The following is a 14,086-nucleotide window of genomic DNA, read 5'->3' on the forward strand; positions in this document are numbered from 1 at the left end:
CTCCGCAAAATCATTGGGCGAAAAAGGTGGCCATTATAGGGGCTGCGGGCGCTAAACAGAAACATCGAAGGGGATAAGACTGACGGCCTGTCGGGGATAGACATGTGCATACAACCCCCGACAAGCACGCAACAACCCTTGTAGGAGCCGGCTTGCCGGCGAAGCATTCGCAAGATCAACATCGACCTTACTGACGCCATCGCCGGCAAGCCGGCTCCTACAGGTTTTTACATCAGTGGAATAGCACTGCAGTCTTCTGCAAGGTCACCCACACGCCCCACGCCAGCGGGATACCTACAACCAGCCAGGCAGCAATGGCCAATGGCACGGTGCCAGAGGCTGCTTTCCACTCCAGGGAAGTGCTGGCATCGGCGCCCTTGTCATGGCCCAGGGCCTGTTCGGCAGCCAGTTCGGCGTCGGTCATGAAGTACTTGTCGGCCACCGGGCGTACCAGCAGGTTGCAGATAAAGCCCAGCACCAGCAGGCCGGCGAGGATGTACAAGGTGATGTCATAGGCCGCGGCGCGTTCGACGCCGATGCTCAACTGATACTCACGCAAGTAGTTCACCAACACCGGGCCCAGCACGCCGGCCGCCGCCCAGGCGGTGAGCAGGCGACCGTGGATCGCGCCGACCATTTGCGTGCCGAACAGGTCCGCCAGGTAGGCCGGTACGGTCGCGAAGCCGCCGCCGTACATCGACAGGATGATGCAGAACGCCGCCACGAACAGCGAGACGTTGCCCAGGTGGCCGAGGTTCGGGATCAGCGCATACAGGGCAAAGCCCAGGGCGAAGAACACGAAGTAGGTGTTCTTACGGCCCAGGTAGTCGGAAAACGACGCCCAGAAGAACCGCCCACCAATGTTGAACAGGCTCAGCAGCCCGGTGAAACCCGCCGCGATGGCGGCGATGGAGGCCAGTTGCCCGGCATCCAGTTGACCAAATGGCACGTCCACGCCCAGCAGCTTGCCGCCAAACACTTCCTGCAACAGCGGCGACGCCATGCCGAGGATGCCGATACCGGCCGATACGTTCAGGCACAGCACCAGCCAGACCAGGCGAAATTGCGGGGTTTTCCAGGCCACGTTCACGTGCACGTGACGGTGGGTGATCATCGCGTTGCTGGCTTTTTTCGCCGGCGCGGTCCAGCCCTCAGGCTTCCAGCCGGTCGGTGGCACGCGGTAGGACAAGGCACCGCCGATCATGAACACGAAGTAGATCGCGGCCATTACCAAAAAGCTCTGCCATACGCCTACGCCAGTCGGCGAAGCGAAGTGGCCCATCAGTGCCGCTGCCAGGGGGGCGCCGACCATCGCACCACCACCAAAGCCCATGATCGCCATGCCGGTGGCCATGCCGCGCTTGTCCGGGAACCACTTGATCAGGGTCGAGACCGGCGAGATATAGCCCAGGCCCAGGCCGATACCGCCAATGACCCCGGAGCCGAGCCACATCAGCCAGATCTGGTGGGTATAAATCCCCAGCGCCGAGATCAGCAGGCCACCACACCAGCACAGTGCCGAGACCACACCCGCCTTTCGCGGCCCCGCGTGTTCCAGCCAGCCGCCCCAGATCGCTGCCGAGCAGCCCAGGAAGATGAAGAACAGGGTGTAGATCCAGCCCAGCATGGAAATCGGCCAGTCGCAGGACGACGAGAAGATCTGCGCGATAAAGCTCATGTCCGGCGCGCACGCGACCGGCGCGGTCACACCCAGCGCCTTGGACAGTGGCAGCCAGAACACCGAGAAGCCGTAGGCCATGCCGATGCACAAGTGGATGGCCAGGGCGGCCGGCGGAACCAGCCAGCGGTTGAAACCGGGCTTGGCGATGATGCGCTCCTTGGACAGGAACGCAGGCTGCGCAGCAGTAACGCCGGCCGCAGTGCTAGTGTTCATTGGTGTTTCCCCCAGTTATTGGTCTGTGTTCGCCAGGCGCTCTCCTCCTCGGCCTTTGCACGCAATGCGTGGCCGTTTTGTCGAGTGAAGCTCCTTGTAGGCGCGACGTTTCGTCGCAGAAGGCGGGCGAACGCGCAAAGATTAGCATCTGGCGCAGCGAGAGAAACCAAACTGACACTACCTTTTTCGGTTCATCTGTTTTGTTTGACACTATGTAACGATGCGTAAACAGCCGTGGACCTCGCGGCGTTATACTCTGCGGCTAAATTTTAAAATCGACACACAAGGACTCGCCCATGAAAGCGTTCGGCAAAATCCTGGGTCTGGTACTTCTCGGGCTGTTGCTGATCATTGTGGCTCTGGGCTTTGCCCTGACCCACCTCTTCGATCCCAACGACTATAAAGACGAGATTCGCCAGATTGCCCGCGACAAGGCCCACATCGAGCTGACGCTCAATGGCGATATCGGCTGGAGCCTGTTCCCCTGGCTGGGCCTGGAGTTGCATGAAGCCAGCGTGGCTACCCTGAGCAATCCTGCCCAACCGTTTGCCGACCTGCAGATGCTCGGCCTGTCGGTACGCGTGCTGCCGCTACTACGCCGCGAAGTGCAGATGAGCGATGTGCGCGTCGAGGGCCTGAACCTGCGCCTGACCCGCGACAAGCAAGGCCATGGCAACTGGGAAGATATCGGCAAGGCACCGCCCGTCGTGGCTACCGGTACCGCCGATGCACCCGCGACGACTGCGCCAACCACGGCGCCAGCGCCGGAGAAACCGGCCCAGCCGATCCGCCTGGACATCGACAGCCTGACGGTCAACAACGCCCGCATCGAGTACAACGACGAGCAGACCGGCAAGCAGTTCAGCGCCGAAAGCATTCAGTTGAGCACCGGTGCCGTGCATGAAGGCGCAAGCATTCCGGTCAAGCTCACCGCGTTCTTCGGCAGCAACCAGCCGGTAATGCGGGTCAAGAGCGAGCTCAACGGCGAGCTGCGTTTTGATCGGGCCCTCAAGCGCTATCAGTTCGAAGACATGAAAATCGCAGGCGAAGCCACTGGCGAGCCGCTGCAAGGCAAGACCGTCACGTTTGCCACCCAGGGCCAGTTGCTGGTGGACCTGTCGGCAAACATTGCCGAGTGGACCAGCCTCAAGCTCTCGCTCAACCAACTGCGGGCACTGGGCGAACTGAAGGTCAACGACCTGGATAAAACCCCGCAGATCAGCGGCGCCCTGTCGATTGCCCAGTTTGACCTGGCCAAGTTCCTCGACAGCGTCGGCCAGCCGCTACCGGCCATGGCCCCAGAGAGCCTGAGCAAGGTCGAACTGGTCAGCCGCCTGCAAGGCACGCCGTCGAGCATGGCCCTGGAAGACCTCAACCTCAAAGTCGATGGCAGCACCTTCACCGGGCGCCTGGCGGTGGAGGACTTTGCCAAGCAAGCCCTGCGCGTGCAGTTGAAGGCCGACACGTTCAATGCCGACCACTACCTGCCCGCCAAGTCCGAGGCCGCCAACAGCGCCGCCGTTGCGCGCAAGGCCGAGGTGCAGAGCAGCGAAGCCGGGGCCATGGCCGCCGGTGGCACCACGCCGTTGCCGGACGCGCCGACCAAAGGCGCCTGGAGCACCGACAAGCTGCTCCCGCTGGCGCGCCTGCGCAGCCTGGACGTGATTGCCGACCTGTCCTTCGGCCAACTGACCCTGAGCCAGTTGCCCATCGAGAATGCAGCACTCAAGGCCTCCGGCCAGGGTGGCCAGCTCAAGCTCGACACCTTGAGCGGCGGTCTCTACAACGGCACGTTCCAGGCCAGCGGCAGCCTCGATGCACGGGAGGATGTGCCGGTGCTGGCGCTACAGACCAAAATCAAGCAAGTGCCGGTCGAGCGGATCCTGCAGGCCCAGGGGCAAACCCCGCCGGTCAAGGGCCAGATCACCCTCGACAGCAACCTGAGCGGGCGTGGCAACAGCCAGAAAGCGCTGATCGACAGCCTCAACGGCACCGCCAGCTTCGTCATCAACAATGGTGTGCTGCTCAATGCCAACCTTGAGCAACAGCTGTGCACCGGCATTGCCCTGCTCAACCGCAAGACCCTGGCCGCCACACCGCGCAGCAAGGACACTCCGTTCCAGGAACTCAAGGGCAACCTGACCTTGCGTAATGGCGTGGCCAGCAACCCGGACCTGAAAGTGCGCATCCCCGGCCTGACCGTCAACGGCAATGGCGACGTGGACCTGCGCGTACTGGGCATGGACTACCGCGTGGGCATCATCGTCGAAGGCGACAAGCGCGACATGCCGGACCCGGCCTGCCAGGTCGGCTCGAACTTCCAGGGCATCGAAGTACCGCTGCGCTGCCGTGGCCCGCTGGAACTGGGCGCCAAGGCCTGCCGCCTGGACAAGGACGGCCTGGGCCAGGTGGCCGCTAAAATGGCGGGCAACAAGCTCAGCGAGAAGATTGAAGAGAAGCTCGACAAGGTCAATCCCAAGCTCAAAGACGCCCTCAAAGGTTTGTTCAACCGATGAGAAACGAGCAATTTTCAGCGGCCGTGCTCGACTGGTACGACCGTCACGGCCGCCATGACCTGCCCTGGCAACAGGGCATCACCCCGTATCGGGTGTGGGTCTCGGAAATCATGCTGCAACAGACCCAGGTCAGCACCGTACTCAATTACTTCGATCGCTTCATGGCTTCGCTGCCAACGGTCGAAGCCCTGGCGGCCGCGCCGGAAGATGAAGTGCTGCACCTGTGGACCGGGCTGGGCTACTACACCCGGGCACGCAACCTGCAAAAGACCGCGAAGATTGTCGTCGCCGAATACGGCGGCGAGTTTCCCCGCGATGTAGAGAAACTCACCGAGCTGCCGGGCATCGGCCTGTCCACCGCCGGCGCCATCGCCAGCCTGAGCATGGGCCTGCGCGCGCCGATCCTCGACGGTAACGTCAAGCGCGTGCTGGCACGCTTTACCGCCCAGGAAGGCTACCCGGGCGAGCCCAAGGTGGCCAGGCAGCTGTGGGCCACTGCCGAGCGCTTTACCCCCCACGACCGCGTCAACGCCTACACCCAGGCCATGATGGACATGGGCGCCACCCTCTGCACCCGCAGCAAACCCAGTTGCCTGCTGTGCCCCCTGGAAAAGGGCTGCGAGGCGCACATGCTGGGCCTGGAAACCCGCTACCCGATCCCCAAGCCACGCAAGACCATCCCGCAAAAGCGCACGCTGATGCCGATGCTGGCCAACCAGGAGGGCGCGATCCTGCTTTACCGTCGCCCCTCTACAGGGCTGTGGGGCGGGCTGTGGAGCTTGCCGGAACTGGACGACCTGAACGACCTGGAACACCTGGCCAACCAGCACTCACTGGCGCTGGGCAAACATCAGGAACTACCCGGGCTGGTGCACACCTTCAGCCACTTCCAGTTGGCTATCGAACCCTGGCTGGTGCAGGTCGAGGAATCGGCCCATCACGTGGCCGAGGCCGACTGGCTCTGGTATAACCTCGCCACCCCGCCGCGCCTGGGCCTTGCCGCCCCGGTGAAAAAACTGCTGAAGCGCGCGGCCGACGTATTGAACGCAGGAGTTTCGTCATGACCCGCACCATCATCTGCCGCAAGTATCACGAAGAACTGCCCGCCCTTGAGCGCGCCCCATTCCCGGGCGCCAAGGGCCAGGACATTTTCGACCACGTCTCCGCCAAGGCCTGGGCCGACTGGCAGAAGCACCAGACCCTGCTGATCAACGAAAAACGCCTGAACATGATGAACGCCGAAGACCGCAAATATCTGCAGGGCGAGATGGACAAGTACTTTTCCGGCGAGGATTACGCCAAGGCCGACGGCTACGTGCCGCCTGCTCAATAATTGAGCAAAAACCGGGGTTGGCACGTAAGCGACGGTAATAATTAAATATTTTTTGAAAACTTGCTTGACGACCCCCTGAAAAACCCGTTTAATGCGCCCCGTTGCCCAGATAGCTCAGTCGGTAGAGCAGGGGATTGAAAATCCCCGTGTCGGCGGTTCGATTCCGTCTCTGGGCACCACTTATTAGTTTCAGGTGGTGCAAACATCATCTGAAACACACAAGAAACCCGCCTAGTGCGGGTTTTTTGTTGCCTGCGATTTAGTGCGCCAGCGCCCCTCTGGTTACTTTTAGGTTAACGCCAAGCCTCACGGGCATCCGATGTGTTATTTATCGCGCTGCTCAACCGTCTAGCCTTAATCCACTCTTCAGCAAGGTAGTTACTTCATGACCCGGTATTTGTTCTGCACGCTGTTAATGCTGACAGCGCTGCTCAGCGGATGCGCCACGACGATGGACGTTGCGATCAATGCAACCCCTGATCCGGACTATCACTTTGACCGACAGGCGCCCGTGCTGGTGACATCGGTCGGCGGCAATAGCGAGAATGCGCTCAATGCCCGCTACTACCTGCGCGACATGGTCAGCGCCATGAAGGACCAGGGGTTTCGCGAGGTCTATACCGACGTGACCCTGCCCAAGAATCGCACGCCAAAAATCACCATCACCCTCGATATCGACAGCCACCAGGTGACCTACCGCTATACCGCCACCGAGTATGGGCAGGTGCCAACCAGCACCTCTACCGTGTGCAAGAACAGCAAGAAAAAAAGCGACCAGATGATCTGCACCAGCACGCCGAACACCACCTATGGCCCGGTAGGCAGTTCGGAACGCACCGGCTACACCACCCTCACCACCTTCACCGCCACGGCTCGGGATGACGCGAGCAAACGCGCGGTGTACCTGCTGCGGGTAACGTCCTACAACGAGGACTGCCAAGCGGCCAAGGTCGAGGCCTTCCTGGTGCAGCAGGGCCTGCAGAACCTGAACTTCCAGGACCGTGTGCAGCGCAACTACAGCGTCACGATGCCCGAGGGGTATCGCTGCAAATAGTTCGTCGCCCCATTCCAGGTAGTTCAGGAAGAATGTCACTTCGCAGTCCTGCCTGACTGCCAGCCTTGATTGCCCCTCCCCGCACAGGGCGACCCCACCCGGTCGCCCGCATCAAACATCCCCCCGCCAAAAAGCCAGGCTCGACTGAAGCCCATAGTTGCTAATAGCAATTATTATCATTTAAGCTGGCGCGCAAAATCCCCCCTGCACCACTAAAAATAATCAAGGAGCTGCGATGCCTTCTGCACGCGAGCCAGGTTCATGGTTGAAGGCACTTGGCCTTGCCCCCTTAGGATTCGCTTCGATGCTTGCCCCCGCCGCCTTCGCGGCCGAGGAAAAAGGCCAGCTCGAACTGCCCAGCCAAAGCATTACGGCAACTGCCTCAGAAGAAACGGCCGACGGCCCGGTCAAAGGCTATGTTGCCAAGCGCAGTGCAACGGGGGTCAAGACTGACACCCCAATCACTGAGATCCCCCAGTCGATCTCCGTCATCAGCGCCGACCGCATGCGCGATCAGGGCGCACTGACCGTGCAAGACGCATTGCGGTATGTTTCCGGGGTGCGGGCCGAGACCTTCGGGCTCGATAGCCGGGGAGACTGGTCGAAAGTGCGAGGCAGCTCGCCGGCCCTGTTCCTGGATGGTTTACAGCAGAGCTTCGGTACTTACACCAACGTGCGCACCGACCCCTTCACCCTGGAACGCCTTGAAGTGCTCAAGGGCCCCGCGTCGATGCTGTATGGGCAAAGCCCCGTGGGGGGCCTGATCAATCAGGTCAGCAAACGCCCCAAAGCCGAACAGCACACCGAAGTGCAACTGCAGTACGGCAATTACAACCGCAAGCAGGTCGCCGTGGACACCACCGGCTCCCTGAACCCACAAGGCACGCTGCTGTACCGGCTGGTGGCGATCCAGCGCGACAGTGACACTCAGGTTGATCATGTCAAAGACAACCGCCAGGTCCTGATGCCATCGCTGACCTGGCGCCCCAACGACGATATCGACTGGACCCTCCTGGCCAACATCCAGCGCGATGACAGCGGCTCCACCACACAGTTCTTCCCACACAAAGGTACGGTCTGGAATGCGCCATATGGCCGGATCCACAGCAACCGGTTCGCCAGCGAGCCAGGGTTCGACGAATACGACAGTGACCAGACAGCCCTGACGTCGCAATTCTCGTGGCACCTGAACGACACGTGGACACTGCGCCAAAACCTGCGCTGGCAGAAAAGCAAAGTCAGCTACCAGTCGATTTATGCGAAATTCGCAAGAAACCCACCGTTTAACACCGATAACCAGACCCTCGACCGTGTCTATTACGTTTCCAAACCCGAGGTCAAAGTGTGGGTTGCCGACCAAAACGCCGAGGCTCGATTTGACACCGGCCCGCTCCAACACACCCTGTTGCTGGGAGGCGACTACCAGCATGCCGTCTCCAACCGGGACGGCGCCAGCGGCAACGCAACACCACTGAACGTGTACGAACCGGTGTATGGCACCTTTGATCCCTCTGTCATTCGCCTCACCGCAGACCCGGAACAACGGGTCATGCAAAAAGGGCTGTATGCCCAGGACCAGATCAAATACGAGCAGTGGTTGTTGACCCTGGGCCTGCGCAAGGACTGGTCCGCCAGCCAGACCCAAGGCAGCGCCCGACAAAAGGACGACAAGCTGACCGGCCGCGCGGGCCTGACCTATCTGTTCGACAACGGCATAGCGCCCTACTTGAGCTACAGCGAATCATTCCAGCCCCAAATCGGCCTCAACCGGCGAACGCTGGAGCCCTACGTACCGCTCAAGGGCAAACAATGGGAGCTGGGCGTGAAATATCAGCCGGTTGGCAGCAACAGTCTCTACACCGCAGCGGTGTATGACATTCGCGAGCAGAATCGCCGCATGCCCGACCCCCTGGATGCGATGAACACCCTGCAAAGTGGTGAAACTCGTGCCCGTGGCCTGGAGCTCGAAGCCCTGGTGACAGTCACGCCCGCCTGGGACCTGATTGGCACCTACAGCTACACCGACACCACCGTCATCAAGGGTTCGCCCGCCGAGCAAGGCAAACGCCTGGCCAGCGTTCCAGAGAACATGGCGTCGGTATGGAGCCAGCATCGATTCAGCATCGGCGACATTTCCGGGTTCAGCGTCGGTGCAGGCATTCGCTATGTAGGAACCAGCTGGGATGGGGCCGACCGGCTGAAAACACCGTCTTCCACCCTGGTGGACGCGATGCTCGGGTATCGCTACCAGAACTGGAACCTGAGCCTCAACGCGACCAACCTGGAAGACAAGACCTACTACACCACATGCCTGGCACGAGGTGACTGCTTCATCGGTAACCGTCGTACGCTCGTCGGTACACTGGCCTACAACTTTTGATCGAGCTGTAAGGCCACGACACTGCGGCGGCTGATCACGGCACCCGGAACACCAGCAACGGGTTGTCATTGAGTCGCCCATTGAACGCTGGGGCCAGGTGCTCCAGCGGCGTGGCCTGCAGCAGTTCGGTTTCCTTGCGCGCGACGATGACCCAGGACGAACGCGGCAGCGCGTTCAGTTGCGCAAGGTCGTCACGCCCGACAAACAGCGGCTGCTCGTCATGGCCCAGGTTCATGATGTAGCGAATGGCCCAGGTGTCCTTGCCGAGGTTGAGAAACACCAACGGTCCGGGGTGCTCGGCCCGCAGGTTTTCCACCGCACCCACAAAGTTCCTGGTGTCGAATTGCAGATCCTTGGCCGGCTCCACGACCGTCACCAGTACCAGCCATTGAGTGGCCAGCGCGATCAGGCTGAGCGTCACCAGTCGCGGCCCCACACGGCCGTGCAAACGACGCCAGGCAGCCACCGCCGCCAGTTGCAGGACGACCAGCAGCGCAATCAATCCCGGCACTGAAACATCAGGCCAGTAACCGTGCTTGCTCCACAGCTGCCGGCAGACCAGGACCACAACAAGCCCCAGCAGCGGCAGGACCGCCACCAGCCACTCATAACCCCGACGCACCCCAAGCAACCAGCCCCGGGCCTGTAGCAGCCCGTAGGCCGCCACGGCGGCAAACATCGGGACCATCGGCAGGATGTAGTAGGCGCGCTTGAAGTTCGGCACCGATAACCCCAGCAGGATCATCAGGCCACAGCCGCCCAGGCGCAGCATCAGCCGCACATCGGCATCGTCGTTGCGCGCCGACCAGGTGTGGCGCAGGGCAATCAACGTCGCCAGCGCCAGCGGGATCACCGGGAAGTAGCGATACAGGCTCAGCTTGAAGTAGAAGTAGAACGGTTCGCCGCTTTCATCCAGGCGGCCGGCCACCTGCATCTTCATCACCTCATCGGCAAAAGCATCACCCCCGGTGATCCGCGCCAGCTTCAGCAACACCCACCAACAGGCAAGGAGTAGGACCAGGCCGATCACGCCGTGGGCAATCACCTTTTTCAGCAAGCCAATCTTCTCTTCCCGCGAACGGGCAGGCCCCAGCGCCCAATACACGCAGGCAACACCACAGACCTCGATCAAGCCCAAAGAGCCACGAATGGCAAATGCCGCCACAAACAGGGGAAAGATTGCGTATTGGCGCAGCCGCGAGCCCAGGCGCTCGCCGGTGTGCAGCAGGTAGAAACAGCCCAGGCACAGCAGGGAGACCATCTGGTCCAGGCAGACTGAACGCGACTTCTCCAGCAATTGCGCGGTCAAGGCCGTCAGCACTACCGTCAGCAACGCCCAGGCCCGCCCGGAGGGCACCAGCAAACGGTAGACCAGGGCCATGACCCCGGCCGACGCCAGGGCGGTGGGCAGCACGTTAGCCAGGTCGTTAGGCGCACCGAACAACCGGGCAAAGAGCAGGCTGAAATAAGTCGCCGTCCCTGGGTAGTCCGGGTAAGGCTCACCGTAGGTGGTAGGGAAAAGGCTCGCGCCGTGGCGGAACATCTCCTGCATGAACACCGCCCAACGCCCGTCAAACCCTTGCGGCTGTTGATCCCAGATACCCAGGGTAAATAACAACAAGGCCACCAGGAAAACACCCAGGGCCTCCACACGAAAACGGTTGCGGTGTTCCATGGTTTAACCTGCCAGGCCGGGGAGATGCTGGCGTATATTGCCGGCAGCACGCCTGAATCGCGCCTGAACCAAACGCAACATTGCGATGGCACAGACAACAACTCACTGTAGGCGCTGGCTTGCCAGCAAAAAGTCGTCAACGATCACAAGAATGCTGGCTCACTCCCCCTATCCACAGCGCATGGATCAAGGCCTTTCATGAACCTGCCCACCCGCCCTCACCCCGAGACATTCCGCGAGCCCGCCGCCGACCACTACCCCATCGGCGGTTTCACCTGGCGCCATATCCGCCGCGACATCGAGCGCCCAGTGGTGATCATCAACGCCGCCACCTCGGTACGCTGCCGTCACTATTCGCGCTTTGCCGCGTACTTGTTTGCCAATGGCATGGACGTCATCACCTACGACTATCGCGGTATCGGCGAGTCGCGTAGTGGCTCATTGCACGGGTTCAAGGCCTCGTGGTCAGACTGGGGCCGGCTGGATTTCGAGGCCATCGTGCAACGGGCGCAGCGCGAGTTTGCCGGGCAGCCCATTGATGTGGTCGGCCACAGCTTTGGCGGCTGCGCGGCCGGGCTCGGGGCGTCGGGGGCGGCGATCAGGCGCTTGGTCACCGTAGGGGCACAGTTCGCCTACTGGCGCGACTATCAAGCGGACGGGCGCTGGCGGATGTTTGCCAAATGGCACCTGGTGATGCCACTGGTCACCGCCGTCTGCGGGTATTTCCCGGGCAAGCGCCTGGGCTGGCTGGAAGACACGCCCGCCGGCGTGGTGCGCGACTGGAGCACGCCCACGCCTACCTACGAGACACGCCCCAGCGGGCGGGCCTTGGGCGTGTTGCCCTTTGCCCGGGTGCAGGCACAGATCCTGGCGATCAGCATCAGCGACGACCCGTTTGGCACGGTGCCCGCCATTGAGCGTCTGCTGAACTACTTCCAGGCCAGCGAGCGCACGCACCTGCGTATCGCGCCCATGGATATTGGCGAAGAGGTCATCGGGCATTTCGCGTTTTTCCGCAGTGAATATCAGGATCGGTTGTGGCCGATTGCACTGGCCTGGCTGCAGCATGGCCAGTTGCCGGCCGACACACCGGGGTCACGGCTGTAGAAACCCTTGGGATTTCGCCACACCTGCGCTTCAATACGCCACCCAGATCCTGAACCAAGGACGTGAGCCCATGGCTTCGCCAGACAAGCAGCAAAAACGTGCCCAGCGGGCAAAAGCCAAGGCCAAGCAGAACCGCACCCAGCGCGCCAATGCGCCCAAGCAGGATGCGTTTGCAGGTGACGACGAGCGTATTGACCTTGAGTCGGTGGATTTGACCGAACTGTTCGTGCAAATGCGCGCGGCCGGCGAGACCAGCCAGCAGGCGCTGTGTGCGGCATTCCTGGCGCACCCGTTGCTGGCGCTGGTGCTGGAGCAGGAAGGCGAAGAAAACGCCACGGACTTTATCCTGGCGGCGCTGATCGAGTATCGGCAGTGGTCCACCGACAACGATGATGAAGCGGCGGCGTTGGCGTGGATTGAATCGCCAGAGTTCCAGGCGGACTACGTGGCGGCATCCCAGGCGCTGACTAGCGCGCAGGATTGATACCACACAAGCGGGCTTGCCCTAATGCCGATCAGTTAAGCGAGCGCAATGCTCAAAGCAGTGAAGATCAAATGTGGGAGCGGGCTTGCCCGCGATGGCGGTGGGCCAGTCAATATCGTAGTCGACTGAACCACCGCCATCGCGGGCAAGCCCGGCTCCCACAGTGCTTTGTGGTGCTAGACAGCAAGCATTTCAACTCATCAGTTGAGCACCGCAGCCCCCAACTTCTGGGCCCGGCGCCGACTTGCCACCAGCAACCCCGCCAACACCACCAGCAGGCTCAACACACCGGTCGCGATAATCTCCACCCGATGCGCTTCCTGGAACAACATGATGGTCAACGCGCCGACGATAAACACGATCACCGCGTAAGTCAGGCCGGGGAACAACCACATCTTGAAGGCAATCTTCTCGCCCGCCGCAGTACGTTTCTGCCGCATGCGCAGTTGCGACACGGCAATCACCAGGTACACCAGCAGCGCAATCGCGCCGGAGCTGGCCAGCAGGAATTCAAACACCGCCGCCGGCGCCACGTAGTTGGCAAATACCGCGAGGAACGCCGCGCCGGTAGACAGCATCACCGCCCAGTAAGGCGTGCCGCTCTTGTTGGTGCGCTTGGCCACCGCCGGCGCATCACCACGACGCCCCAGGGAAAACAGCATGCGCGACGCGGTGTACAGCGCCGAGTTCAAGCAACTGGTCACGGCGACCAACACCACCAAGTCGACGATCAGCTTGGCATTCGGGATGCCCATGCGTTCCAGCACAGTCTGGTAGGAACCGACGGCAGCCAGGGTCGGATCGTTCCACGGCACCAGGGCCACAACGATGAAGATCGACACCAGGTAGAACAAGCCGATCCGCCAGATCACCGAGTTGGTGGCCTTGGTGATCTGCTGGCCAGGGTTCTTCGATTCTGCGGCCGCGATGGTCACGATCTCGGTGCCCATGAACGAGAACATGGTGGTCAAAATCGCCGCCAGCACCGCGCCCATGCCGTTGGGCAAAAAGCCTTGGGTGTCGAACAGGTGCGAAACACCGCTGACCTGACTGCCCGGCAGCAAGCCGAAAATCGCCAGCACGCCGAGGATCACAAAGCCGATGATCGCCACCACCTTGATCAGGGCAAACCAGAACTCGAACTCGCCGTAGTTCTTCACGCTGAACAGGTTGGTCGCGGTCAGCAGCAGGGTGATGACCAGGGTGAAAGCCCAGATCGCCACGTCGGGGAACCAGGCATGCAGGATAGTTGCGGCGGCGTTGGCTTCCAGGGGAATCACCAGCACCCAGAACCACCAATACAGCCAGCCGATGGTAAAGCCGGCCCAATGGCCGATAGCCCGGTCGGCGTAAGTGGAAAATGAGCCAGTGTCTGGCGAGGCAACGGCCATCTCGGCCAGCATGCGCATCACCAGCACCACCAACGTACCGGCTGCGGCATAAGCCAACAGTACGGCGGGCCCGGCTGCCGCAATCGCGTGGCCGGAGCCGACAAACAAACCAGCGCCGATCACACCGGCAATCGACAACATGGTGACATGCCGCGGTTTGAGCCCCTGTTCGAGGTCATTGGAGCTTTGCGTACTACTCATTGACACACCTTTGCGAGGAATTGCGTATACGGTCCACCCGGCCTGCCGCCT

10 protein-coding genes and 1 tRNA gene are annotated in these 14,086 nt (G+C 61.5%); 8 read left to right on the top strand and 3 right to left on the bottom strand.

What is annotated here, in order from left to right; translation table 11 throughout:
- Positions 1–232: 232 nt before the first annotated feature.
- Positions 233–1,894, bottom strand: coding sequence for an OFA family MFS transporter (locus HBO19_RS20095; protein ID WP_169955640.1), 1,662 nt, complete (start codon positions 1,892–1,894; stop codon positions 233–235).
- Positions 1,895–2,190: 296 nt separating this feature from the next.
- Between HBO19_RS20095 and HBO19_RS20100 the strand changes: the two genes are divergently transcribed.
- The 6 genes from HBO19_RS20100 to HBO19_RS20125 all read left to right on the top strand — a co-directional run bounded on the left by HBO19_RS20100 (position 2,191) and on the right by HBO19_RS20125 (position 9,177).
- The gene (locus HBO19_RS20100; protein WP_170058151.1) at positions 2,191–4,410 is read left to right on the top strand and encodes an AsmA family protein; all 2,220 of its coding nucleotides are present in this window, start codon (positions 2,191–2,193) and stop codon (positions 4,408–4,410) included.
- Complete coding sequence (gene mutY / locus HBO19_RS20105) at positions 4,407–5,474, top strand: A/G-specific adenine glycosylase (protein WP_170058152.1); 1,068 nt, start codon at positions 4,407–4,409, stop codon at positions 5,472–5,474. Before HBO19_RS20100 ends, mutY begins: the two co-directional genes overlap by 4 nt.
- Complete coding sequence (locus HBO19_RS20110) at positions 5,471–5,743, top strand: oxidative damage protection protein (RefSeq protein ID WP_038445278.1); 273 nt, start codon at positions 5,471–5,473, stop codon at positions 5,741–5,743. The genes mutY and HBO19_RS20110 overlap by 4 nt, the downstream gene beginning before the upstream one ends.
- A gap of 103 nt (positions 5,744–5,846) precedes the next feature.
- A tRNA-Phe gene (locus HBO19_RS20115) sits at positions 5,847–5,922 on the top strand.
- Between the two features lie 206 nt (positions 5,923–6,128).
- The gene (locus HBO19_RS20120; RefSeq protein ID WP_170058153.1) at positions 6,129–6,797 is read left to right on the top strand and encodes a hypothetical protein; all 669 of its coding nucleotides are present in this window, start codon (positions 6,129–6,131) and stop codon (positions 6,795–6,797) included.
- Positions 6,798–7,101: 304 nt separating this feature from the next.
- Positions 7,102–9,177 carry a TonB-dependent siderophore receptor gene (locus tag HBO19_RS20125; protein ID WP_170058154.1) on the top strand — a complete coding sequence of 692 codons (2,076 nt, stop codon included), beginning with the start codon at positions 7,102–7,104 and terminating at the stop codon, positions 9,175–9,177.
- Positions 9,178–9,211: 34 nt separating this feature from the next.
- Here HBO19_RS20125 and HBO19_RS20130 read toward each other — a convergent pair whose 3' ends face one another.
- Positions 9,212–10,852 carry a glycosyltransferase family 39 protein gene (locus HBO19_RS20130; protein ID WP_170058155.1) on the bottom strand — a complete coding sequence of 547 codons (1,641 nt, stop codon included), beginning with the start codon at positions 10,850–10,852 and terminating at the stop codon, positions 9,212–9,214.
- Between the two features lie 198 nt (positions 10,853–11,050).
- Between HBO19_RS20130 and HBO19_RS20135 the strand changes: the two genes are divergently transcribed.
- Both HBO19_RS20135 and HBO19_RS20140 read left to right on the top strand, forming a co-directional pair.
- Positions 11,051–11,959 (top strand): alpha/beta fold hydrolase, encoded by a 909-nt coding sequence (locus tag HBO19_RS20135; RefSeq protein ID WP_170058156.1) that lies wholly within the window; start codon positions 11,051–11,053, stop codon positions 11,957–11,959.
- 70 nt (positions 11,960–12,029) lie between these two features.
- On the top strand, positions 12,030–12,443 hold the full coding sequence (locus tag HBO19_RS20140; RefSeq protein WP_170058157.1) for a hypothetical protein: 414 nt from the start codon (positions 12,030–12,032) through the stop codon (positions 12,441–12,443).
- 200 nt (positions 12,444–12,643) lie between these two features.
- Here HBO19_RS20140 and gabP read toward each other — a convergent pair whose 3' ends face one another.
- On the bottom strand, positions 12,644–14,035 hold the full coding sequence (gene gabP, locus HBO19_RS20145) for a GABA permease (RefSeq protein ID WP_057437117.1): 1,392 nt from the start codon (positions 14,033–14,035) through the stop codon (positions 12,644–12,646).
- Between the last annotated feature and the right edge of the window lie 51 nt (positions 14,036–14,086).

This window comes from Pseudomonas sp. WS 5021, from assembly GCF_012985535.1.
Taxonomy (GTDB): domain Bacteria; phylum Pseudomonadota; class Gammaproteobacteria; order Pseudomonadales; family Pseudomonadaceae; genus Aquipseudomonas.

What these genes read in the sequence shown, in the direction of transcription:
- HBO19_RS20130 (WP_170058155.1), bottom strand. Translation starts at nt 10,852, where the DNA reads ATGGAACACCGCAACCGTTTTCGTGTGGAGGCCCTGGGTGTTTTCCTG.
- gabP (WP_057437117.1), bottom strand. Translation starts at nt 14,035, where the DNA reads ATGAGTAGTACGCAAAGCTCCAATGACCTCGAACAGGGGCTCAAACCG.
- HBO19_RS20120 (WP_170058153.1), top strand. Translation starts at nt 6,129, where the DNA reads ATGACCCGGTATTTGTTCTGCACGCTGTTAATGCTGACAGCGCTGCTC.
- HBO19_RS20135 (WP_170058156.1), top strand. Translation starts at nt 11,051, where the DNA reads ATGAACCTGCCCACCCGCCCTCACCCCGAGACATTCCGCGAGCCCGCC.
- HBO19_RS20095 (WP_169955640.1), bottom strand. Translation starts at nt 1,894, where the DNA reads ATGAACACTAGCACTGCGGCCGGCGTTACTGCTGCGCAGCCTGCGTTC.
- mutY (WP_170058152.1), top strand. Translation starts at nt 4,407, where the DNA reads ATGAGAAACGAGCAATTTTCAGCGGCCGTGCTCGACTGGTACGACCGT.
- HBO19_RS20140 (WP_170058157.1), top strand. Translation starts at nt 12,030, where the DNA reads ATGGCTTCGCCAGACAAGCAGCAAAAACGTGCCCAGCGGGCAAAAGCC.
- HBO19_RS20125 (WP_170058154.1), top strand. Translation starts at nt 7,102, where the DNA reads ATGCTTGCCCCCGCCGCCTTCGCGGCCGAGGAAAAAGGCCAGCTCGAA.
- HBO19_RS20110 (WP_038445278.1), top strand. Translation starts at nt 5,471, where the DNA reads ATGACCCGCACCATCATCTGCCGCAAGTATCACGAAGAACTGCCCGCC.
- HBO19_RS20100 (WP_170058151.1), top strand. Translation starts at nt 2,191, where the DNA reads ATGAAAGCGTTCGGCAAAATCCTGGGTCTGGTACTTCTCGGGCTGTTG.